General features: G+C 62.2%; 21 protein-coding genes, 1 tRNA gene and 1 pseudogene. 11 read left to right on the top strand and 12 right to left on the bottom strand.

The features are described from left to right. Positions 1–182: 182 nt before the first annotated feature. The 4 genes from MAFF_RS26285 to MAFF_RS26270 all read left to right on the top strand — a co-directional run bounded on the left by MAFF_RS26285 (position 183) and on the right by MAFF_RS26270 (position 4,243). A tRNA-Phe gene (locus MAFF_RS26285) sits at positions 183–258 on the top strand. A 212-nt stretch (positions 259–470) separates the two neighbouring features. Beyond that, on the top strand, positions 471–1,781 hold the full coding sequence (locus tag MAFF_RS26280; protein ID WP_044551361.1) for a tyrosine-type recombinase/integrase: 1,311 nt from the start codon (positions 471–473) through the stop codon (positions 1,779–1,781). Positions 1,782–2,138: 357 nt separating this feature from the next. Continuing rightward, positions 2,139–3,047, top strand: coding sequence for a tyrosine-type recombinase/integrase (locus MAFF_RS26275; RefSeq protein WP_010914045.1), 909 nt, complete (start codon positions 2,139–2,141; stop codon positions 3,045–3,047). A gap of 2 nt (positions 3,048–3,049) precedes the next feature. Then, positions 3,050–4,243 carry an IS91 family transposase gene (locus MAFF_RS26270; protein ID WP_010914044.1) on the top strand — a complete coding sequence of 398 codons (1,194 nt, stop codon included), beginning with the start codon at positions 3,050–3,052 and terminating at the stop codon, positions 4,241–4,243. Positions 4,244–4,672: 429 nt separating this feature from the next. Here MAFF_RS26270 and MAFF_RS26265 read toward each other — a convergent pair whose 3' ends face one another. The 4 genes from MAFF_RS26265 to MAFF_RS26255 form a co-directional block, all read right to left on the bottom strand. Then, a complete protein-coding gene (locus MAFF_RS26265) occupies positions 4,673–6,103 on the bottom strand; it encodes a deoxyguanosinetriphosphate triphosphohydrolase family protein (protein ID WP_010914043.1) in 1,431 nt (476 codons plus the stop codon). Positions 6,104–6,106: 3 nt separating this feature from the next. Further along, entirely contained in the window at positions 6,107–6,274 is a 168-nt protein-coding gene (locus tag MAFF_RS39370; protein WP_155914955.1) for a hypothetical protein, read from the bottom strand. 77 nt (positions 6,275–6,351) lie between these two features. Next, complete coding sequence (locus MAFF_RS26260; RefSeq protein ID WP_010914042.1) at positions 6,352–7,758, bottom strand: hypothetical protein; 1,407 nt, start codon at positions 7,756–7,758, stop codon at positions 6,352–6,354. 211 nt (positions 7,759–7,969) lie between these two features. Further along, positions 7,970–8,305, bottom strand: a complete 336-nt coding sequence (locus MAFF_RS26255; RefSeq protein ID WP_044549245.1) for a hypothetical protein — start codon at positions 8,303–8,305, stop codon at positions 7,970–7,972. 18 nt (positions 8,306–8,323) lie between these two features. Between MAFF_RS26255 and MAFF_RS26250 the strand changes: the two genes are divergently transcribed. The 7 genes and pseudogenes from MAFF_RS26250 to MAFF_RS41210 form a co-directional block, all read left to right on the top strand. Continuing rightward, positions 8,324–9,148 carry a hypothetical protein gene (locus MAFF_RS26250; protein ID WP_044549243.1) on the top strand — a complete coding sequence of 275 codons (825 nt, stop codon included), beginning with the start codon at positions 8,324–8,326 and terminating at the stop codon, positions 9,146–9,148. A 161-nt stretch (positions 9,149–9,309) separates the two neighbouring features. Then, positions 9,310–9,450, top strand: a complete 141-nt coding sequence (locus tag MAFF_RS39365) for a hypothetical protein (protein ID WP_157866085.1) — start codon at positions 9,310–9,312, stop codon at positions 9,448–9,450. Continuing rightward, positions 9,450–10,652: a PfkB family carbohydrate kinase gene (locus MAFF_RS26240; RefSeq protein WP_010914040.1), complete on the top strand. Its 1,203-nt coding sequence runs from the start codon at positions 9,450–9,452 to the stop codon at positions 10,650–10,652. Before MAFF_RS39365 ends, MAFF_RS26240 begins: the two co-directional genes overlap by 1 nt. Further along, positions 10,649–11,245, top strand: coding sequence for a 7-cyano-7-deazaguanine synthase (locus MAFF_RS26235; RefSeq protein WP_010914039.1), 597 nt, complete (start codon positions 10,649–10,651; stop codon positions 11,243–11,245). The genes MAFF_RS26240 and MAFF_RS26235 overlap by 4 nt, the downstream gene beginning before the upstream one ends. 67 nt (positions 11,246–11,312) lie before the next feature. After that, entirely contained in the window at positions 11,313–11,906 is a 594-nt protein-coding gene (locus MAFF_RS26230) for a hypothetical protein (protein ID WP_044549239.1), read from the top strand. 718 nt (positions 11,907–12,624) lie between these two features. Continuing rightward, positions 12,625–13,812: a Fic family protein gene (locus MAFF_RS26225; protein ID WP_010914038.1), complete on the top strand. Its 1,188-nt coding sequence runs from the start codon at positions 12,625–12,627 to the stop codon at positions 13,810–13,812. Positions 13,813–13,888: 76 nt separating this feature from the next. Next, positions 13,889–14,143, top strand: a pseudogene (locus MAFF_RS41210) (tyrosine-type recombinase/integrase); the annotation flags it as partial. Positions 14,144–14,554: 411 nt separating this feature from the next. On the opposite strand, the gene ccoS reads toward MAFF_RS41210, so the two are convergent. From ccoS to ccoN, 8 genes are all read right to left on the bottom strand, one after another. Continuing rightward, complete coding sequence (ccoS, locus tag MAFF_RS26215; RefSeq protein WP_006329249.1) at positions 14,555–14,704, bottom strand: cbb3-type cytochrome oxidase assembly protein CcoS; 150 nt, start codon at positions 14,702–14,704, stop codon at positions 14,555–14,557. After that, positions 14,701–16,989: a heavy metal translocating P-type ATPase gene (locus tag MAFF_RS26210; RefSeq protein WP_010914036.1), complete on the bottom strand. Its 2,289-nt coding sequence runs from the start codon at positions 16,987–16,989 to the stop codon at positions 14,701–14,703. Before MAFF_RS26210 ends, ccoS begins: the two co-directional genes overlap by 4 nt. Beyond that, positions 16,986–17,483, bottom strand: a complete 498-nt coding sequence (locus MAFF_RS26205) for a FixH family protein (RefSeq protein ID WP_010914035.1) — start codon at positions 17,481–17,483, stop codon at positions 16,986–16,988. The genes MAFF_RS26210 and MAFF_RS26205 overlap by 4 nt, the downstream gene beginning before the upstream one ends. Continuing rightward, positions 17,480–19,045, bottom strand: coding sequence for a cytochrome c oxidase accessory protein CcoG (gene ccoG / locus MAFF_RS26200; RefSeq protein ID WP_080511944.1), 1,566 nt, complete (start codon positions 19,043–19,045; stop codon positions 17,480–17,482). Before ccoG ends, MAFF_RS26205 begins: the two co-directional genes overlap by 4 nt. Before the next feature lie 203 nt (positions 19,046–19,248). Next, the gene (gene ccoP, locus MAFF_RS26195; RefSeq protein ID WP_010914033.1) at positions 19,249–20,112 is read right to left on the bottom strand and encodes a cytochrome-c oxidase, cbb3-type subunit III; all 864 of its coding nucleotides are present in this window, start codon (positions 20,110–20,112) and stop codon (positions 19,249–19,251) included. Positions 20,113–20,114: 2 nt separating this feature from the next. Then, positions 20,115–20,264 carry a CcoQ/FixQ family Cbb3-type cytochrome c oxidase assembly chaperone gene (locus MAFF_RS26190; RefSeq protein ID WP_010914032.1) on the bottom strand — a complete coding sequence of 50 codons (150 nt, stop codon included), beginning with the start codon at positions 20,262–20,264 and terminating at the stop codon, positions 20,115–20,117. A gap of 10 nt (positions 20,265–20,274) precedes the next feature. After that, positions 20,275–21,006, bottom strand: coding sequence for a cytochrome-c oxidase, cbb3-type subunit II (ccoO, locus tag MAFF_RS26185; protein ID WP_010914031.1), 732 nt, complete (start codon positions 21,004–21,006; stop codon positions 20,275–20,277). An 11-nt stretch (positions 21,007–21,017) separates the two neighbouring features. Further along, on the bottom strand, positions 21,018–22,628 hold the full coding sequence (ccoN, locus tag MAFF_RS26180) for a cytochrome-c oxidase, cbb3-type subunit I (protein ID WP_010914030.1): 1,611 nt from the start codon (positions 22,626–22,628) through the stop codon (positions 21,018–21,020). Positions 22,629–22,735 lie beyond the last annotated feature (107 nt).

Raw genomic sequence — 22,735 nt, 5'->3', positions numbered from 1 at the left:
GCCATTGTGGCGATGAAAGCACCTGAGACAGCCGGCCTTTCCACAGCCTGTCTTTTCCTGCCGGAAATCGCCACCTAGGCGCTGGACAGGCAAAATTCCCGTGCTATAACCCACGCGCTTTCAAGGGGCGCCCCAAGGCGCCTTCATGAAATCCGGTTCACGCGTTTCGTTTGCCGGAACAGGCCCAGATAGCTCAGTTGGTAGAGCAGCGGACTGAAAATCCGCGTGTCGGTGGTTCGAATCCGCCTCTGGGCACCATCCCCTCTTCTCCCGACAGTCCCTTTCGCCGAAGCCTCTACGCTTCTGTCTCGGCAACTAGCTGAAATCCTTACTGATTTCGGCGTGCAAAGCGCGGATGGTCGGGGTTCGTGGAATTTCGGCGCAGTTGGTCCAACGAGGCGGGGGGCTGGTATTTTCGCTGGTATTGGAGATCCTGATGGTATCGATGCAGCCAAATGGAGGCCCCGAAAATGGCTCTTTCCGACGTAAAATGCCGTAATGCCCGACCCGCTTCCAAGCTCGTGAAATTGTCTGACGGTGGCGGGCTCCAGCTTTGGGTGCAGCCTACCGGATCTCGCCTATGGCGCCTCGCCTATCGTTTTGGCGGCAAGCAGAAGCTTCTGGCGTTGGGCAGCTATCCCCTCATCTCCCTCGCTGAGGCACGCGAGGCGCGCGATACCGCCAAACGTCTCCTCCTACGTGGCATCGACCCCGCACAGGAGCGTAAGTCGCAAAAGGCTTCGGCGGAGGACACCTTTCGCTCAATCGCGGAGGACTATGTCGACAAGCTGAAGAAGGAGGGACGTGCCGACCGGACCATCACCAAGGTCAAATGGCTGCTCGACTTTGCCTATCCAACGTTTGGGGACAAAAGCGTTCGGGAGATCGATCCGGCTACAATTCTTGCCGCTCTCCGCAGCGTGGAGGTTCGTGGTCGATACGAGTCGGCCAGGCGAATGCGCTCCACCATCGGCAGCGTGTTTCGATATGCAATCGCAACCGCACGCGCCGATGTAGATCCGACGATCGCCCTGAGGGGCGCACTCGTCGGTCCGACGGTCACGCCCCGTGCCGCGGTTACCGATCCTAAGGCCTTGGGAGGCTTGCTGAGGGCGATTAATGCATTTGACGGACAGCCTACAACCCGAGCCGCTCTGAAGCTGATGGCCCTGCTATTTCCCCGCCCCGGCGAGCTGCGCGCGGCCGGATGGGACGAGTTCGATTTCGAAAGCTCGGTGTGGAGCATCCCTGAAGGACGCATGAAGATGCGACGGCCGCACCGCGTACCTCTTTCCACGCAGGCCGTCAGCGTCCTGACCTCACTTAGAGAAATCTCTGGTGGTGGATCGCTGTTGTTTCCTAGTGTTCGATCGGGTTCGCGTCCGATTTCCGACAACACGCTTAACGCCGCCCTTCGCCGTATGGGCTATGGCAAAGAAGAAGCTACCGCGCACGGCTTTCGAGCAACGGCATCAACTCTGCTAAACGAATGCGGCAAGTGGCACCCGGACGCCGTAGAGCGGCAGCTGGCCCACATTGAGAACAACGACGTTCGGCGCGCCTATGCCCGGGCAGAGCACTGGGAAGAGCGCGTCAGGATGATGCAATGGTGGGCCGATTATCTGGATGAACTCGAGAGCAAAAACTCGCGGGTGGTCTCAATCGGGGGACGCGAGGCAAGCCTGCTGTCCATACATCCTCGCGAGGGTCTAGTTTGGAAGCCAACAGCGACGGTTCGCCAAACGACGAGTCGAACCTCCAACCTCCGAAAATCACACTGAACCCCGTCGAAAACACCGAAACTGGGCGACCAATGTTGCAGGCCCGGAGGGTCATCGTTTTCCACAGGAAATCAATACGTTATGTTGGCCACACATTTCCTTCGTATTCTCTCGTAGGGTCTGGCGAACCTACGGACCAGGAGGAGGACTAGTATTCCCTCCGCGGTGTCCCGTCGTCCACAAGAAGGGTCGATTAACCCGTGACGAACGTGGCTGGTTTGGGGCCGCAGAACGAACCCGCTGCGCGGGATGGGCGCGTGGGGTGAGGTAGAGATCACGAGCCGAACGTGGCGCTCGCATTGAGGGTGGTTCGGCAGCAGCAGAGCATCACGGGCTTCTTCAACAAGGAGCCTGACCATGCCCTATCCTGTTCTTGATGCACCTATCAGTCCACTGCGTCAGCGGCTGATCGACGACATGAACATGCGACGTTTCAGCCAGGAGACGCAGCGCAACTATCTGCGCGACATCGGACGCCTGGCGACGTTCCTCGGCCGGTCGCCGCACACAGCGACAACCGACGACCTGCGCCGGTTCCAGATCGAGCAGCAGGACGACGGCGTGCCGGTTCCGACGATGAACAGCATCGTGTCGGCGCTGCGCTTCTTCTTCACGCATACGGTCGATCGTCCCGATCTGGCGCGCAAGCTCGTTCGTCTGGCGCACCCGCGCAAGCTGCCGGTGGTGCTCAGCCGCGACGAGGTTGCCCGTCTCCTCAACGCCACCACCTGCCTCAAGCACCAGGCCGCACTGTCGGTTGCCTATGGCGCGGGCTTGCGCGTCGCCGAGGTCTCGGCGCTGAAGGTCGCCGACATCGACAGCGAGCGCATGCTGATCCGGGTGGAGCGCGGCAAGGGCGGCCGGTATCGCAACGCCATGCTGTCGCAAGACCTGCTCTTGTTGCTGCGTCAGTGGTGGAAGGTCGGACGCCAGCAGGGGGTGATGCATCGCGACGGCTGGCTGTTTCCGGGGCAGCATGCGATGAAGCCCATCAGCACCCGCCAGCTCTATCGCGTGGTCGTCGAGGCAGCGCAGGCCGCCGACATCGCCAAGCGGGTCGGGCCGCACACGCTGCGCCACAGCTTCGCCACCCACCTGCTGGAGGACGGCACCGACATCCGGATCATCCAGGTCCTGCTCGGGCACGCCAAGCTCAACAGCACCGCCTTCTACACCAAGGTTGCAACCCGCACGGTGCGCACCGTCACGAGCCCGCTCGACAAGCTTGGCCTCTTCAAGCCGGAAGAGCTCTCACCCGACGGCTGAGCGTGCGCGCCTCGATCGAGGTTGCCGACATCTTCCGCGCAGCAGGGCCCGCCTACCGGGCCGCTCATGCCGGGCATCTGAGCCTCGCCGAGCTCAAGGTCATGTCGGCGATCGAGCACTGCCGCACTGCAGCCCTTGGCGGGCACGTGGAGGCCTGCGAGGACTGCGGCCGGTGGCGCATCGCCTACAATTCCTGCCGCAACCGGCACTGCCCCAAGTGCCAGGGCGCGGCTGCACGGACATGGCTCGCCGAGCGGGAAGCCGACCTGCTGCCGGTCGGCTACTTCCATGTCGTGTTCACGCTGCCGGCCGAAGTCGCCGACATCGCCTTCCATAACAAGGCGCTCGTCTACGACCTGCTGTTCAAGGCGGCATCGGAGACGATGCTGACGATCGCGGCGGATCCGAAGCATCTCGGCGCGCGCATCGGCATCACCGCCGTCCTTCACACCTGGGGCTCGGCGATGACGCACCATCCCCACGTGCACATGATCGTGCCGGGTGGCGGCATCTCGCCGGACGGAAGCCGGTGGATATCGTCGCGTCCGGCCTTCCTGCTGCCAGTGCGCGTGCTCGGCAAGCTGTTCCGCCGCCTATTCCTCACCCGTCTGGTCGCGCTGCACGACGCCGGCCGGGTCAGCTTCTTCGGATCGATGGCGCACCTCACCGACCGGCGGGCCTTCCTGCGCCACCTCGCTCCCGTCAGGAGGAAGCGCTGGGTGGTCTACGCCAAGGCGCCCTTCGCCGGCCCGGAGGCGGTGCTCGCCTATCTGTCGCGCTACACGCACCGGGTCGCGATCTCGAACAGCCGCCTCATTCGCCTCGACGAAAGCGGCGTCACCTTCCGCTACAAGGACTATCGTCGCGACGGCGCCGACCGGCAGCAGCTCATGACGCTTGGCCCCGACGAGTTCATCCGCCGCTTCCTGCTCCATGTCTTGCCAAAGGGATTCCACCGCATCCGGCATTGCGGCCTGCTCGCCGGCTCCGCTCGCAAGGCCAGCCTCGCGCTTGCTCGTGAACTCCTGAACGTCGCCGTGCCGTCGGATGACGACACCACGAACGAGCCGGACGACTTCCGCCCGCCATGCCCCTGCTGTGGCGGCCGCATGATCGTGATCGAGGTGTTCGAACGATGGAGGCAGCCGCGTGGGCCGCCACACGGTTCCCCGTCGACCGGGACCAGCACGCCATGACCCGGCATGGAATGGTTCAGCCTTCAGCTGCAGGCACTCAGCCTCCGGCAACGGAGCAACGCACGTCTATGGTGATTATCGACTCCGACAGAACCGCGCCGAGCCGCCCACCGTCCCGACAATACCGCGCGGAGGCGCAACGAAGCGGTCTGTCCGCATTCACCCCAGAGCTTCCCGACGGCGGTCGCGCCATCGCCGACATCTGCCGAAATCCGAAATCCCCATAGCCATCGCCTGTGGCCCGCGGGTTCCTTCCTCGGGGACTTTCGTACGCCTGCCGGCGCCCGAAACTCTTCACGATACCCGACCGACTGCTTCTGGGTGTCGAGGATCGAATAGCTGTCGGAGGTGCGGACCTCTTTTACCGCTTCGGACCGGCGCTGACTCTGAGGCGGGAACCAGGCTCAGCGCAGACCGAGGGAGCACAAGTTATATCGGTTTAAACATGCTCTCAGCTGCATCGGAGTTAAGGCGCGCCCAGAACTCCATCGCGTACCTGTCCGTCATGCCGGCGACGAAGTCGCAGACCTCACGTGCTTTGACGCTTACATTAGGCGCTTTCCGAATGCGGCCCCGGACGTCGGCGGGCATCAACAAGTCACCCCGGTCTCCCATCAGAGCCTTGAAGATGTCGGTGACGAGGTCGTAGCCCCGGTATTCACCAAGCTTCACGCGCGGCGCATAGATCGCAGCCACAAATGTGTACTGCTTCAACACCTCCTTGCGGAGCATGAGCTTCTCCGGAAGGTATATCTGGCTGAGCGATGGGCACTCTTTGTGGGCTTTGAGTTCGACCCCCGAGATGAACTGGTGTACGAGCTCCGATGAGAACTCTGTCCTCTTGTAGCCGTCCTCGCTCATGACCTTGGAGGTGCGGTACGCCTCGGCGAATGTCAGCAGGCTCTCGTCGCGTTTCGCTTGTTGGGCGATGTCGTCTTCTATCACGATGCCGTCGAGCGGCGAATCCGCATCCTCCGCCGGCTGCTCTATTATCTCGGAGAATATCTCCATGAAGACAGCCTGTATCTCATTGATGGTCACCGTCCGCTTCATCGGCTTCGAGGCCCGCTTCGCTACCGCGCTGAGCAAGGCGTCGTCCGACGCCAGCATCTCCGCAGGGGACAGGAACCCGACTTTGAAGCAGTCCTCGAGGTCGTAGACCGAGTAGGCGATGTCGTCCGCCAGATCCATGATGCTGCATTCGATCGTGCAGAACTTCTCCTCAGCACCGAGGACGTAGCCGTTGAGCACCGATGCCTTGACCCGGTCGACGATAATTTTCTCCGAGCCGTAGTAGCCTTTGACAAAGCCGTCCGCCGCCTTCCGGATGGCGGGTATCTCGTTGTCGTACTTCAGAGTGGCCGCGATGGTCCGATGGCAGAGATTGAGCCCTGCCCTATCGTCCCCCGCCAAAGGTTCGGCGTAACGCAACTTCTTCTCAAGGCGCGTCAGGATTCGCAGGGTCTGCGCGTTCCCCTCGAAGCCGCCGTAGCGTTGCATTGCCTTATCGAGCGCGCTCTCGCCGTTGTGGCCGAACGGCGGGTGACCGATGTCGTGCACGAGCCCGGCGGTCGCGCAAAGCCTTGGGTCGATCTTGCCGCCGAGATCCTTGTCGTAGTCGTAGTTGATGCGCTCGGCGATGCCCTGAGCGATCTGCGCCACTTCCAGAGAGTGGGTGAGCCGGTTGCGGAAGAAGTCCGACTCCCTGCTTGGGAAGACCTGGGTCTTGCCCTGTTGCCGGCGGAAGCTTGCGGAATGGATTATCCGCCCGTAATCTCGGCCGAACTCGTCGCGCCACTTTTTGTCGTGGCCGTCCTTCTCGGGGACTACTTCTCGGCTGCGGTCCGCATCGGTGTACATGGTCTAGGCCGGCTGATTAACGTGGCCGTGTTGCTGTCCATCTTTGGCATCATCCTGCGCCTTCTTCTCCTGCGCACGCTGCTCGGCCAGGATCCGTACCGTCTCCCGCAGAGTGCTCAGTTCCCGCTTCGCCTCCTGCCTTGCGTGCACGACAGCCTGGAAGTTTGCCATTCTATTTCTCCTGCTTGTTTGTCGACCCAAGGTTGGACCCTGGATGTTCTCATTATGTTCTATTTCGGCGACCTTGGCTATGCATCGTCCGCCCGAATCATGCGCGTAGGTACCTCGGCCTTTCGTGCGACGTCGGCTATGTGGCTCGTCAGGCCGACCTCCCCCCGCAGCAGGAGCCCGTGCCCCGTCGGAAGCGACTGTACCCGCAGCCGCAACGATTCGAGACCCTCCGATACGTCGAATACTACCCATCCGTCCGCCTCGCCCGGAACGATGATCGAGCCGGCCGAACGGCTAGCGCCGCGGTGAAGTTGCATCACCCAGACCTGCTCGCCGTCGAACGCCCACTCGAAGCGTACGTCGCCCAGCGCGGCGACGAGGCGGGCGTGCGTGGCGTGGACGGTCGCCACCACTACATCCGGAAGGGCCATCGGCGGCGTAGTGCCTTGCATGAAGTCCTCGCCGGTGCCGCAGGCGCCTTCAACATAGAGGATGCGGTCCGCACCCTGCACCGCTGCGCCCGACCATACGGCCGGCACGGCCTCCTGGGCCAGCACGGATACGATCGCGGTGCCGTCGGGATCTTCCCTCAACAGTAGGGAGAAGGGGTCCAACCATCCTCGCGAGGTGGTGAACTTGCCCGGTACCTGTTCCACCGGACACGTCCTGGTCCAAATCTCCTTGGACCCGGTCCGCGTGCCGAAAGCAAATGGGGCCAAGCGCCGGCCAATTACCGTGCTCCGTGGAACCGGAAAACCAGCCAGGTGCGCGACGAGCAGGCCGAACGCTTTGTCGCCCATCATCCGGGAGAAATCGTTGGGCCACCGAACGTCCACCCGATTGCCGGGCAGGGTTTCGTGGGGACCAAACTCCCAATAGAGAACGTGCGACTGCCGGTAACCCCGCGGTGCGGGGTGGAGGCTGAACTCGAGGCGGGCCGCCTCGCCATGGGCGAGCTCGGGCCCGAATCCAAAGACGGTTTGGAAGGCGGCGTTGGCCCACGGGGCGGGGAGGGAGGCAAAACCTTCCCTCTCGACGCCACGGGGCGTCGCGTCGGGACGGAACTCCACGACATCATCGAGGATCACGCCGGAGACGCCGCCATCGGACACGTCAATGGTCTCATTAACTATGGCGAAGCTTCCCTCCGCCGCGAAACGGGCCAGGGCGGTCAGAACGGCCTCAGAGTCCTGCAGCGCATAGAGGAACTCGCGGCTCTGCGAAGACGCTTCGCTGAAGGTGCGAATGTTGACCGTTCCTTCCCCGCTCCGTTCGAACAGCGCCTGCACGGCTTCCGAGGCGGTGGCGAATTGGTGGTTGGCCGGCAATCCGGCCAGCCGGCAGTATTCCTGCCGGGGTCCCGAGGGCGACGGCGAGAAGCTCACGAACTGGGCGACGTTGAACCTCTCGGCCAGTCGGTCCAGCGTGGCGTCCTTGCGGAAGTCAGGCGGGGCGAGGTGAGACAGGTTTCCGGAATGGATCATCGGCGCTTGGGATCCAACATGGTCATCAGGTCTCGCTGCTCATTGGTTTTACACTTGGGACGGTAAACACTCCGTTGGCAAGAGACAAATCGACCGCAGCTTTTTGCACCTGCAAAAGATGGTACTGCGACAGCCTGGCGACTTGAGGCACCGGGCCACGGATGGGGTGCCCAACGATTCTCGCTGCCGAATCCCTTTCGCGACCTCTCTATCATATGAGAGCCGAAAGGTTATTAAGAATATGCAGAATATGCATTCGATGCTCCTCCGGCGCGTTGCGCAGGCGGCTCATGGCCTCCTCCAACTCCGAGCCGGACGCAGTTGCGGTGCTGTCCGCCTTCACGAGCCAGTCGGCGAGGTCGGCCTCGAGCCCGGCGGAAGGCGGCACCTTGCGCGAAAGAACCTTGCTCACATGCCCTTGGGTGACGCGGCAGAACTCAGCCAACTCGCGCTGGCGAGTGCGAGTGCTCCTTAGGACGGCGTTCACGGTATCGATGATATCCGTCGATTGCATTGACCTGTGTTTCACGAAATGAATGTAATGCATACTTCCTCGGAACAATTTATGCAACACGTCATCTCCCTCCACAACGGCACACCCGTGAGCCTCTTCCTGCCCGATCCTGCGGAGTCCGTGGTCCCGGGAGTGGCTTGGGGCCGGTTTGAAGAAGCGTTGACCCCTGCATTCTGGGCCGCACAGGCCTGGATGCAGGAATTGGCGGGCGGTGAGGCGTTCGGCCTTGGCGACACCCTGGCGGAGGAAGTGGCCGCCTGCCTGCTCGGTGGGTACGGTGCGCCCGCTGAAGTCGGTCTCGCGGCATATGGGAGGGTGCGGCAAGCGATGCGCAGCACTGCCGTCGTTGACGTCGGTGCGATCGAGGCCATGCTGACGATGCCTCTGAATGTTGGCGATAGGTTGGTCCGGTATCGCTTCGCCAGGCAAAGGTCGCGACAACTGGGCGAGTGCCTCGCGAGGATCGCCGATATCGACGAGGCCGCGCTGGACGACATCTCGCTCAGGGACGCACTGACGCGGCTGCCGGGGATCGGCCCCAAAACGGCATCTTGGGTTGTCCGGAACCGCAGGGCGAGCGACGAGGTCGCGATACTCGATATCCACATCGTGCGGGCGTGCGTCCATATGGGAATATTCGGCGGCGGTGCGACGCCTGCGAGTGACTACGTGAGCCTCGAATCCCGTTTCATCGGGTTCTGCCGCGCTGCCGGCCTACGCGCTTCCTTGCTCGATGCACTGATGTGGCGAACCATGCGATCGATCGGCCCGTCATTCGCGGGCTTGCGGCCAGCGTCGAATCCGAGTTCAACTGGAGGACGCAGCAAGGGGAAGACAGCATGTCCGGAGGAGGTGGCTCGAGCAGGGACGATCTGAGTCCGGGAATCGGAGGGGGGCCGGACACCTGCGGCCAGACCTACAACGCCCCCATCAACAGCCCTAAGCCTTCCGTGCTGGGGCCCGTGTCCATCGGGACCGTTCTCACCGTCGACGTCGTTCCCACAGGCACTACCAGCACCCTTGTCGTCCGTGACGCGATGGGACGAATCGGCGGCTCCCTGACTTTCCTGGGCTATAGGCAGGTCATCAACTGCATCGTCCAACGTGGCGTGGCCTACACGGCGACGGTGCTGGCCATAGCGGGCGGCGTCTACACCGTCGAGGTGGTACCCGTCTGATGCGCAGCCTTTCGGTGGTAGGCGGGATCTACCGCGAGCGCTGCCTGCAACCGACCTGGGATGCCGTCCTCGGATCCGCCGGTCGTGCCGCCCAGGCACTCGGCACCGTCAAGGCTTCGCGGAAGCGGTTGCACGCTTACATGAGCGATCGGGCGCGGAGCGAAGTCGAACTCCTCGCCGAACTCGCCGACTTCGAGTTGGTACCCACGGACCTGCCTTTCCTGGTGTTGTTTGACTACGCACATACGCTTGGCGACCCTGTCATATCGCCGCCGATCGGCTTGATGGGCCAGCGACTGCCGCTCGCCGTCAAAGACGACGTCGTGCTCCGCTACGGCATGCTCGAGGGCGATGCCGTCGTCGCCGCCAACATCGCGGTTTACGATCCACAATCCGCTTTCGGCGCTGCCGCGTTCACTGCCAACGGCTCGTCGGCCAAGAGGCTTGCAGTGGTGCTCAACAGGCTCGAGTTGCGCTCGATCACCGGCGAGGAAGATCCTCGCGCCGGTGCCGACTGGCTGTTCCGGAACGACGGTGCCGAGGTGGTCGTGCTGAAGATGGGGGCCTTGGGCGCACGGGTAATCACGCCGGTCGGGGCGTGGGAAATCCCCCTCTATCGATCGGAGCGCGTTTGGAAATTGGGATCCGGCGACGTCTTCTCCGCAACGTTCGCTGCAATGTGGGCCCTGGAGGACATGGCGCCCGATGACGCGGCGGACATCGCGTCGCGGGCGACCGCGTGGTACTGCGGCCATCGCGCCCTTCCCACCCCGGACGCCGCCACGCTTGCCACGATGCCGTTCGAGCAGGTGCGCCCGGGTACGGGCCGCATATACTTGGCGGCGCCGTTCTTCGACCTCGGGCAGCGCTGGCTGGTGGAGGAAAGCAGGCGCGCCCTGCTGCAAGCAGGTGCCCAGGTGTTCTCGCCCATCCACGAGGTCGGACCGGGCGCCGCCGAGGTCGTCGCTCCGGCGGATCTCGCCGGCATCGAGGACTGCGACGTACTGCTGGCGATCGTCAACGGGATGGACCCCGGGACCGTCTTTGAGGCGGGCTACGCCATCCGCAAGGGCATACCGGTCGTCGCGCTGGCCGAGAATTCGCGGGAGGAGGATCTCAAGATGTTCGTAGGCTCCGGGGCGACGGTGACCAGCGACTTCGCGACGGCCATCTACCAGGCTGTCTGGAGACTGCCGCGATGACTACCGCCTTGCTCCTGTCGGGCGGCATGGACTCTGTCAGCATCGCATGGTGGCTTCGGCCCGACGTCGCGTTGACGATCGACTACGGCCAGAAGCCGGCCGAAGCCGAGATCGACGCCGCCGGCCACGTGGCCCAACTACTCGGCATCTCGCACGAGGTGATCCGGGTCGACTGCTCGTCCCTGGGTTCTGGCGATATGGCCGGTACCGCGCCCGACGCCGCGGCGCCGGTGTCGGAATGGTGGCCCTTCCGGAACCAACTGCTCGTCACGCTGGCCGGAATGGCGGCGGTGCGCCATGGCGTGTCGCGGCTGCTGATAGGCGCTCTGGCCACCGATGGCGCCCACGCCGACGGTCGGCCCGAGTTCGTGGAGCGGGCATCGCAGCTCATGGCCATGCAGGAGGGCGGGATAGTCGTCGAGGCGCCCGCCATCGAACTCGATGCGGTCGAGCTGGTGCGTCGATCGGGAATCGATCAGGGCACGCTTGCCTGGGCGCATTCCTGTCATACCGGCAACTACGCTTGCGGCAGGTGCCGCGGCTGCACCAAGCACTTCAACACATGGCAGGCCCTTGGCTGGACTCCTCACTGACGAACCCCACCCTCGAACGCCAGCAGGGAAATGGGTTGCGTGGCTGCCTCCCGACTGCACCCTATCGGTGCTGGACCCGCCGCAGCCAACGCATGAGCACGCCTTCAAGGAAATGCTGCAGGCCCGCCGATCAAGCGTCGGGGGCGATATTGCTTGGTCGGACATCGAGGCGGTGCTCTGGCATTCGGCCAGAACGGTCACGAACGACGGTGTCGGACGCGCCGGGATCGAGATTGACCGGCGGCCAGCGCCAGCGGCGGGCGGGCTTCACTGCATCCATATAGTCTGCCAGATGTGCGCAAACGATGGGCAGCCGAGGCTGTACCTGCCCAGGCATGGGTTCGCTGAGCTCAACCACCGCGCTGGCTCGGCGGCATTAAATCGGGCGGAGGTGGTCCAACTGCTTCCGGGGGCCGCAGGCTGCACGCTTCGGTTTGTGGCCGACATGGACAAGGTCTCAGCGGCGTACAACAATCCGGAGAGCTTGGTGTGGCGCGATTCCGGAGCCCTGGCGGCCACAATAGGTCTCGTGGCCGAATGGCTCGACCTCTCTGCAAACATGCTGGGTATTGCGGGCGGAGAATACATGCGGTCGATCGGATTTCCTGGCGAACGCTTCCTCGCCGTCGGCGGTATCCAAATTTCGTCGAGGTCTCCCTAGCAAGTAAATGCCGCAGTCTTAGCGGGTGGCGAACCGCGCTCGTTCGCTGTTCCCACCTTAAGAGTCCCGCTGGCTTTCAGCTCTCTCTCAAGTTTAGGCATTGCCGCATCAGACAATATCTGATCTGATTCTGAACGCGACCACAGAATCTTCTTGGCATTGCTAAGGCGCGCTCTATGACTGGCAGACGTTGCTTACAGGTGTATTGTCGGCACGTATCTATTGTGGATTCAAATCCAGCGTCAAAGACGCCAGTCGCGATTTGAGAGCGAATGGATCGCACTCGAACGCAAACGTGAGAACCTGCCCCCCGCATCGGGCTTCCACACGCTCTCGCAGAGCTCAGCAGATATTGGGCTGCCTCGTTCGAGTCCTCGCGCAGCCTGGTCGCAGCGTCGCGTGCTTCCGCAGTCTCTGGAGAATCATTTGGAGTCGCCTGTATTTTCCTGGTCGTATATCCCTAGTCAGCGCGACCGGCGAAGTTCGGCCAAGCGATCGGCCAAATCGACCTACCGATCGCAAATTTGTACATACTATCAATGCGCTAAGCATAGCGAATATCGGCCATCATCGGCATCGGCATTGGCGTCGTCGATCAACCGTCTCGATGAAGCTGAGGTAGCGGCTAACATCGGCCAAATGATCGGCCAGTTATGGGCGCTCAGCTAAAATTTCTGTTGACATATGCGTACTTAGCGCGATCTAACATCGGCCAATCATGGAAGAGACCGTACAGCGCATCGAGCCGGCGCGCCTGGAAGACGTCGCGGAGCCTATCTCCGACGCGCTGGCTGAGCTGTCAGCAAGCTCGGCGGTTCTCGGCGCCAAGCTGCATCCGCGCACGGCCGCGAACCTGGCGGATCTCGTGCGCATCATGAACACCTATTACAGCAACCTGATCGAGGGCCACAACACGCGCCCCCGCGACATCGAACGCGCCCTCGCCGGCGAATTCGACAAAGACCAGGAACGACGCAACCTGCAGGTGGAAGCCGCGGCCCATGTTCGACTGCAGGGGGAAATCGATCGCCTGGCAGCGGAGGGTCAGCTCCCAGAACCGGCTTCGCTTGATTTTTTGCGCTGGCTGCATGCGGAATTCTACCGTGACGCCGATGAGGCGATGTTGCGCATTCGCGGCCCAGACAGAGAATTCTTGATGGTTCCGGGTCGGTGGCGATCACAGCCTGAACATGATGTCACTGTCGGCCGCCACCAGCCGCCGTCAAGCGATCGCGTCGAAGCGTTCATGGAGCATTTCGCTAGCCGGTACCGCTTCCAACGTACGGGCAAAGCGGCTAGGATATTGGCGATTCCGGCCGCGCATCATCGGTTCAATTACATTCATCCCTTCCCAGACGGCAATGGACGCGTCAGCCGCTTGATGAGTCACGCCATGGCCCATGAGGCAGGAATCGCCGCGCATGGGCTGTGGTCGATTTCCCGAGGCCTGGCGCGGGGTCTGGAAAGCCGCGGCGACTATAAACGCATGATGGATCACGCCGACATGCCACGCCAAGGCGATCGCGACGGCCGCGGCAATCTTTCTATGCGGGCGCTGGCGGATTTTACCTTATGGTTTCTACGCGTATGCATCGACCAGGTCAGTTTCATGTCGAGCCTGTTCGATTTGAACCAACTAGCCCGGCGCCTGCAGCGGTTCGTTCAACGCTACGACCTGAAGCCCGAAGCTTTCCGGCTGCTCGAGGAGGCGCTTCTGCGCGGCGAGTTCGATCGCGGTGAGGCCTCACGTATCGCTGGCTTGCCGGAACGTACGGCCCGCCGCGTGTTTACCGAGGTGCTCGAGCTTGGCCTGCTTGCGTCCGATACCCCGAAAGGACCGGTATCGCTACGCTTCCCGGTCGACACGTTGGACGAACTGTTTCCTAAGCTATTTCCGGAAACTTAGCGTCGCATAACTGCGCCTACTGTTTCCCCGCCCCGGCGAGTTGCGAGCCGCCGGATAAGAAGAGTTCGACTTCAAAGGTTCGGTGTGGACCATCCCGGAAGCACGCATGAAAATGCGGCGGCCGCACCGCGTTGCACTTTCGAGGCAGGCCATCAAAATCCTGACCGATCTCAGAGACATTTCCGGCGGCGAGGCGCTGCTGTTTCCAAGTGTGCGATCGGGTTCTCGTCCGATTTCCGACAATACACTTAACGCCGCCCTGCGTCGCATGGGTTACAGCAAGAAAAAGCAGCGGCTCACGGTTTCCGAGCAACGGCATCAACTCTGTTGAATGAATGCGGCAAGTGGCATCCAGACGCAAGAGAGACAGCTGACCCATATTGAAAAGAACGACGTTCGGCGCACTTACGCCAGGGCAGAGCACTGGGAAAAGCGCGTCAGTATGGTGCAGTGGTGGGCCGATTATCTGGACGAAATTGGGTGCACGAAACCTGCAGTTGAACCCAAACAAGTGTAACTGCAACCCCGTGTCCGCACCTATCGTGAACATGAACATCAGCTTTGCGTACGTTATGACATTGGCCGCGTCTATGTTGGGGCGGGACCGGCGACGCAGTCCTTCGAGGGACAGGGGCTTTTCACAAATCTACGTTAAGCGACTTAACTGGTTGTGGAGCTTCAATCGTTATTCCGAGTCGGCTGACGGGAGGCGTCAGCACAGCGTCAGGAACAGCGGTCTGGCTCAGCGTTCCGGCTTGTCGTCCCGGAGGATGCGCTCAGCGGCTCCGTCAAGATCCTCATATTGGCCACTCTTCAACGCCCACAGAAAGCCAGTCAGCCCCAGTGCGCCAAGAAATAGGGCGACTGGCATGAGGTAGACGAGTATCGTCATGATGACCGCGCTGATGGGTGAATGCCGGAATGCGTTGCCGAAGAAGCCCTCGTCAGCTCGGCGAGCCTAAAGCCCTGCAGCCGCAGCCCGTTTCCGATGACCAGCAGCGATGAGGCCGACATCGCGATCGCCGCGATCAACGGCGTGACGTGCCCGAGAATGGCAATCGGCACGGCGACAGCGTTGTAGACGATCGCAATGGCGATATTCTGCCGGATCAGCCTTCCCGCTTGCCGCGAGACATCCAGCGCCAGGGGCACCGCCAGCAGGCTTTCGCGCAGGAACACGAAATCGGCCGCGTTGCGGCCAATATCGGCGGCGGTTGCCGGCGCGATCGAGACATGCGCGGCAGCGAGGGCCGGCGTGTCGTTGAGCCCGTCGCCCACCATCAGAACCTTGTGGCCCGCCCTGGCCAGCACCTCGATCCGCTCAACCTTGCCGGAGGGAAGCAGCGCCGGAACGAAACTCTCGATATCCAACGTCCCGGCAACCTCGCCGCAGGCATGGACTATATCCCCGGACAGCATTTCGACCGACACGCCGGCATCCTTCAATTGCCCGACCGCCGCCTTGGCGTCGGCGCGCGTAGCGTCCTCGAACGTGAAGGAGGCGACGATCCTCCCATTCTTCGAAAGCACCGTCCCGCCATAGCCGCCATACTTGCCTTCGCCACCGGTCCGGGCTTTCCATCCGGCCCAGCCGCGCCGGCCAAGACGCCAGGTGCTGTCCGCGGTCGTCGCTTCGATGCCGAGACCCGGGTGCTCGCTGACGGCTTCCAGCTTCGGCTGGCCGGCAAAACCCGCGAATGCGGCGATGGCCTTCGAGAACGGGTGACGGGAGTGCGCCGCCATGTCGGCTGCGATCGCCAGCATCGCCGGATCGATGGTCGACGCGTTGACCAGCCTGGGCTGACCGAGCGTTAGCGTGCCGGTCTTGTCGAATACCGCCACGTCTATCGCTGCCAGGCGCTCAATGGCCGATCCGTCCTTGACCATCACGCCGGCTTCGAACAAGCGGCGCGCCGCGACCACTTGCACGATCGGCACGGCCAGACCGAGCGCGCACGGGCATGTGATGATGAGAACGGCGATCGCGATCGTCACTGCCCGGTGCCAGTCGCCGGTTACCGCCATCCAGCCAAGGAACGTCACGAAGGCGGTGAGATGGACCACCGGCGCGTAGAGCGCCGAGACACGGTCGGCGATCCGCCGATAGTGCGCACGACCACCTTCGGGGGCTTCCATCAGCCGAACCATTTCCGCCAGGAAGGAGTCCTTTGCGGCAGCGGTCGCTTCGATGGTCAGCGGGCCGGTAAGATTGAGCGTGCCGGCCTGAACCTGTTCCCCGGACGCCACGGTTTTCGGTGTGCTCTCGCCGGAAACCAGCGAGCAGTCGAGATCCGACGCGCCGCGAATGACCCTGCTGTCGACAGGCACCCTTTCGCCGGCGGCGACCAGCAGTTGCATGCCCGGTTCGATCTCGCCAACCGGCAGGTAGTCGCGCGCGCCATCGCCGCGCAGCACCATGGCGCCACGTGCGGCCAACTGGGACAGGCCTTTCACGGCGGTCCGTGCCCGTTCGCGCATGACGTGATCCAGGGTGCGGCCGATCAACAGGAAAAACAGCAGGGATACGGACGCGTCGAAATAGGCGTGATCGCCATGATTGATCGTCTCGTAGAGGCTCATGGCATAAGCGAGCGACACCCCAACCGCGATCGGCACGTCCATGTTCATGCGGCCGTGGCGCAGTGCATTCCAGGCCGAGCGGAAGAAGATGCCGCCGGCAAAGGTGAGCGCCGGGATGGCGATCAATGCAGAGACCCAGTGAAACAGGTCGCGGGTAGCACCTTCGGCGCCGGACCAGACCGAGACCGAAAGAAGCATGATGTTGCCGGCGGCGAACCCGGCGACCGCGACCGCGCGGATCAGCTCGGCAAGCGTCTTGTCCTTCTTATCAGGGTCGGCTTCGAACAGGTGCGCCTGAAAGCCCAGCCGTCCCAGCGCGGCGACAAACGGAGGCACAGAGTCCCCACGCCACCGGATCGCGACCCGTTTCGTCGACAGGTTGACACGAGCGCCTTCGACGCGATCGAGCCTTCCGAGAGCCGTCTCGATGGCCTGGATGCACGCCGCGCAGTGAACCGTCGGCACTGAAAGGTCGGTCTGCCAAAGATTGTCGCCAAGCGATCGGCTCGCCAACCTGATCTCCTGGCTAGACGGCAGGACCGATGTGGTACTGGTCAGATCCAGCGCCAGTTCCGCGCTGGGTGCACAACAGCTCATTGCAGCGCTCCTTGCGAAATCATGATCCGGCGAACGTCGCGATAGGGCTCTGTCAGACCGGCATCGGCGTCGACTTCGACGATCCAGACGCCATCCCTTGGCAAGTGCTGCGCGGCAAATTCCTGGTCCGAGACGAGGGCGAGAGTGACGGCCTTGTCCCCAGCCTCGTAGGCGGGATGACGAAACAGTATCTTGACGCCATGCAACGGGACCGGCTTGCCGGTGGTATCGCTCAAGCTGTAGCGGACCTCACTCCGAGCGATCGTCAGTTTGCCGGTCCAGCCGAGTGCCGCCTGCGCGCGCCCTTCCTCGGCCTTTCGGTTGAATTGCTGGCTGGCCACATAGGTGTTCTCGACGACAAGGCCGGTCCAGCTCGTGCTGGCGAGTGTCGCCATCGTGAGATTGACCGCGATGATCACGCCGAAAAAGCCGAGAATGGTGAGCAGCATGTGCCTGCCGGTGAACTCACGCGTCTTTTGCGTATTGGTGCTCATCTGGCGATCTCCGGTGCGTTGAAGGTGGCGGTGTATTCGTCCGATTCGAAGCTCGCTCTGTCCTCGACGCGGAACTTGAAGGTTTGTGCAGCGTGCCGAACCTCACCCGCTGGCTGGCGCACGAAAACCTTCAGCATGTTCAGCCGGTCGGGTTCGACCGCGATGGCGAACAAGCGAGCTGCCGGCAGATCACTGCCGACGACGCTCATTTCGGCTCCCTGCAAGCCCTGCATCGTGACGACGATCGTCCTTGGCTCGGGGATCATGTTAAGCAGCTTGACGGTGTAACCGTTGCGGATCGAGCCGTCGGACAGGGTCACGAATTGCGGATTGCGGTCGTGCAGGACGTTGATCTCGAGTCGGTCGCGCGTCAGCAGCGAATAGATCAAGGCAAGCCCGACCGCCGTCCACGCGCCCATGTAGAAGAAGGTCCTCAGCCGGAAGATCTTGCGAATATGGAAATGCGCCAACCTGGCGGAGAATGTGCTGTCGGCCGTTCTGACGAGTGAAGGGTTCACGGGACCGGAGCCGCCTGCGGTCGCCACCGCCATGTTGGCGTTGTAGTCGGACAGCGTCGCATAGGAGATCAGCCCGCGCTCCTTGCCGAGCTTGTTCATGACGCCGTCGCAGGCATCAAGGCACAGCGCGCAAGTGATGCATTCGAGTTGTTGGCCGTCGCGAATGTCGATCCCCATCGGGCAGACTGCGACACAGGCATTGCAGTCGACGCAGTCACCGACCGGCTGCCCCGCAGCCTGGACCTTCTTGGCGTGCCGCGAACGAGGTTCGCCACGCCAGTCATTGTAGGTCACAGTGAGCGAATTCTCGTCGAGCATGGCAGCCTGGATGCGCGGCCACGGGCACATGTAGGTGCAGACTTGCTCGCGCATCAGCCCGCCGAACGTGTAGGTGGTCGCCGTTAGCACCGCGATGGTGACGTAGGCGACCGAAGCGGCGGTGCCGTTGAATACGTCGCCGATCAGCGTCGGCGCATTGGCGAAATAGAGGATCCAGGCGCCGCCGGTAGCTGCCGCTATGACCAGCCAGATGGCGTGTTTCGACACACGCAGCACCAGTTTGCGCGCGGTCCAGCGGCCGGCGTCGAGCTTCATGCGAGCGTTGCGATCGCCTTCGATCGCCCGCTCCACAACTAGGAAAAGATCGACCCATACCGTCTGCGGGCAGGTATAGCCGCACCAGGCGCGGCCGACGGTGGACGTGATCAGGAAGAGGCCGATGCCGGCCATCATCAGAAGGCCGGCGACATAGTAGAATTCCTGCGGCCATATCTCGATGAAGAAGACGTAGAAACGGCGGTTGGCAAGATCGATCAGCACGGCCTGATCAGGAGCAAACGGACCTCGATCCCAGCGCAACCAGGGCATCAGATAATAGATGCCCAGCGTGATCGCCATCACCAGCCATTTGAAGCGGCGAAAGCTGCCCGAGGCGCGTTTAGGGAAGATTTTCTTGCGCGGAGCATAGAGCGGCTGTCGTGTCTTGGCGGAGTTGACCGCTTTTGCCTCGAGCCGCTCCATCTGCGTCTTATCCAGCACGTGCATCTCCACTCGCGCGCGGCCTATGACATCGTTGTGCGACGGACTTGTCTGCTTCGACAGACGTCCGGTCTGCAGTGAGCCCGCTTCGCCGTGTGGGCCGCGCCGCCTTGCTGCAGGTCAATCGCCGCATGCCGGAATGGTGTCGGGGCCCGACTCGTGCCGGGCCCCGTCGCTTGGCGGGGAGGGCCGAGAATAGGCTTCCGTTCCTATTCTCCGCCGCCAAGCGAATGGACATAAACCGCAAGTTCCTTAACCTTGGTCTCGCCGAGACGCCCGATCCAGGCCGGCATGACACCGTGCTTCGGCGCGCGGACTTGGACGGCGATGGCTGTCTCGCCGGGTGCGTAGAGCCAGATCGCATCGGTCAGATTGGGCGCGCCGAGCTCTTTGTTGCCTTTCGCATTATCGCCATGACAGGCGACGCAGTTTTCCCCGAATACCTTGGCGCCGGGCTCGATAAGACTTGCATCCTGGACCTTGCCCGAGAGGCTGGCGACATAGGCGCCGACCTGTGCGATCTGTTCGGGCGTGATGATGTCACCGAAGGGGGGCATTTCCGACTGCCGAGTATCCGGGTCGGATGCGAAACGGATGCCGTGCGCGATCGTTTGCTGGATCTGCTCGGTCGTGCCGCCCCACAGCCAGTCATCGTCGTTCAGGTTTGGAAAGCCCTTCGACCCTTGGGCGCCCGAGCCGTGGCATTGCACGCAATTGACCTTGAAGGTAGCTCCGCCGGCCGCTACCGCGAATTCACGCAGCGCGTCGTCGGCTGCGATCTCGGATACGGTCTTCTGCTGGATGGCCGCGACATATTTGCCCTTGGCGGCTTCGGCAGCCGCCAGCTCAATCTTGACAGCGTTGCGGCTAGAATAGCCAAGCACACCCTTGGTCGCGGAAGACAGCATCGGCCAAGCCGGATACGCAATTGTATAAGCCACCGCCCAAGCGACGGTGATGTAGAAGGTTATCACCCACCATCGGGGCAATGGGTTGTTGAGTTCCCTTATCCCGTCCCATTCATGACCGGTCGTTGAGATGCCCGAGACTTCATCGATATGCTCGCTGCTCATGATCAGTCGTCCTTGAGTGGAATCTGGGCGGCTTGATCGGCCTGTGTTTTGCCGCCGGGACGCAAGGCAAAGGCAATGCCGCCGACGTAGAAGAGCGCCATGGCAAGCAGACCCCAGCTGTCCGCGAATTCCCGCATCAAATTATAGCTCATTGCGTCCCCCTCAGCGGTAGCCGGCTGCATCGTCATAGGTCTTGAAATCGACCAGTGTTCCCAGCATTTGCAGATAGGCGACGAGGGCATCCATCTCGGTCACCTGCTGCGGATTGCCGTCCAGATCACCGAGTTTGGCTTTCGGATAGCGTTTCTCGACGCCGGAGGCATCGGCATTCGGGTCGGCCTGGGCCATCAGATCGGCATTGGCGTGCGCGATCATGTCATCGGAGTACGGGACGCCAACACGCGCGTTCGCAACCAGATGCGTCGAGAAGTCCTTCACCTCGATCGGAGCGTCCTTCAGGAACGCATAGCTCGGCATGATCGATTCCGGCACCACGGAACGTGGATCGGAAAGATGTGCGACGTGCCATGCGTTCGAATAGCGGTCACCGACCCGGGCGAGATCGGGCCCGGTGCGCTTCGATCCCCATTGGAAGGGATGATCGTACATCGACTCGGCGGCCAGGCTGTAGTGGCCGTAGCGCTCGACCTCGTCCCGGAAAGGCCTGATCATCTGGCTGTGGCAGAGGTAGCAGCCCTCGCGCACATAGATGTTGCGTCCGGCGAGTTCCAGTGGCGAGTAGGGCCGCATGCCTTCGACTTTCTCGATCGTGTTGTCGAGATAGAAGAGCGGCGCAATCTCGACGATGCCGCCGACGGTCACCACAAGAAGAGAGCCAACGAGAAGAAGCGTGGCGTTCTTCTCGATGATCGCGTGTTTGTCCATCAAGCCCATTGTCTGGCTCCCTATTCGGCAGGCCGGAGGGCGGGCTCGGAACCTGGCATTGGTTGCTCTTCGCGCTCGTGGCCAAGAATGGTCATGGTCACGTTCCAGGCCATGAGCAGGGCGCCGGTGAGGTACATCGCACCGCCGATGGCGCGCATGACGTAGAAGGGATGCATGGCGGCGACGGTTTCGGCGAAGGAGTAGACGAGGAAACCCTGCTCGTTGTATTCGCGCCACATCAGGCCCTGCATGATGCCGGAAACCCACATCACCGCGGCGTAGACGACGATTCCGAGCGTCGCCAGCCAGAAGTGCCAGGTGACGAGCCGCAGCGAATAGAGACGTTCACGATTCCACAGTTTCGGCACCATGTAGTAGATTGCGCCGAACGAGATCATGCCAACCCAGCCGAGCGCGCCGGAATGGACATGGCCGATGGTCCAGTCCGTGTAGTGCGACAGCGAATTGACCGTCTTGATCGACATAATCGGACCTTCGAAGGTCGACATGCCGTAGAAGGCGACTGCCATCACCATCATGCGGATGATCGGATCGGTGCGCAGCTTGTCCCAGGCGCCAGACAGCGTCATCAGGCCATTGATCATACCGCCCCATGACGGCATCCACAGCATGATCGAGAACGCCATGCCGAGCGTCTGCGCCCAGTCGGGTAAGGCGGTGTAGTGCAGGTGGTGCGGGCCGGCCCAGATGTAGAGAAAGATGATCGCCCAGAAGTGGACGATCGACAGGCGGTAGGAATAGACCGGCCGGTTCGCCTGCTTGGGCACGAAATAATACATCATGCCGAGGAACCCGGCGGTGAGGAAGAAACCGACGGCGTTGTGGCCATACCACCATTGCGTCAAGGCGTCCTGGACGCCGGAGAAGGCGGAGTAGCTCTTCGAGCCGAGGAAGGAGGCCGGCATCGACAGGTTGTTGATCACATGCAACATCGCGATGGTCACGATGAAGGACAGGTAGAACCAGTTGGCGACGTAGATATGCGGCTCCTTGCGCTTCAGGATCGTGCCGAGGAACAGGATGAGATAGGCGACCCAGACGATGGTAAGCCAGATGTCCACATACCATTCGGGTTCCGCGTATTCGCGGCTCTCGGTGATGCCGAGCAGGTAGCCGGTCGCGGCCATGACGATGAACAGCTGGTAACCCCAGAACACAAACCAGGCCAGTTTGCCGCCAAACAGCCGGGCGCGGCACGTGCGCTGCACGACATAGAGAGACGTGCAAAGCAAAGCGTTGCCGCCGAAAGCAAAGACGACGCCGGATGTGTGCAGCGGCCGCAGCCGGCCGAAATTGAACCAGGGTTGGATGTTGAGGTGAGGGTATGCCAGCTGCAGGGCAATGATCACACCGACGAGCATGCCGACGACGCCCCAGAATACCGTTGCAATGGCTCCGTAGCGGATTGGGCCATCCATGTAGGCGGAGGTGTCGACCGGAGCCGCCGGCTTGAAATCTGTGTTGCGCAGCAGGATCGCGGTAAAGCCAGCCACGGCGACGAACAAAACCCCCATATGCTGGCGAAAAGGTCCTTCTACGCCGAAGCCGGCAGCCACCAGGGCCGCAAAAGCAAACAGGCTTAGAACGACGATCTCCGTGCCGAATTTCATGACATGTCCCCGACCAGGATTCCAATGCGCGGACGCCAAATCCGCGGTGCATTAATTCCGTAGTTGCCGCCTGCTCGCCCTGATCCATGTCAGAGCCGCACGATTTT

The organism is Mesorhizobium japonicum MAFF 303099, assembly GCF_000009625.1.
Lineage (GTDB): Bacteria > Pseudomonadota > Alphaproteobacteria > Rhizobiales > Rhizobiaceae > Mesorhizobium > Mesorhizobium japonicum.
Note: the sequence above shows the minus strand (reverse complement) of the source record. Positions and strands in the feature narration are given on the sequence as shown.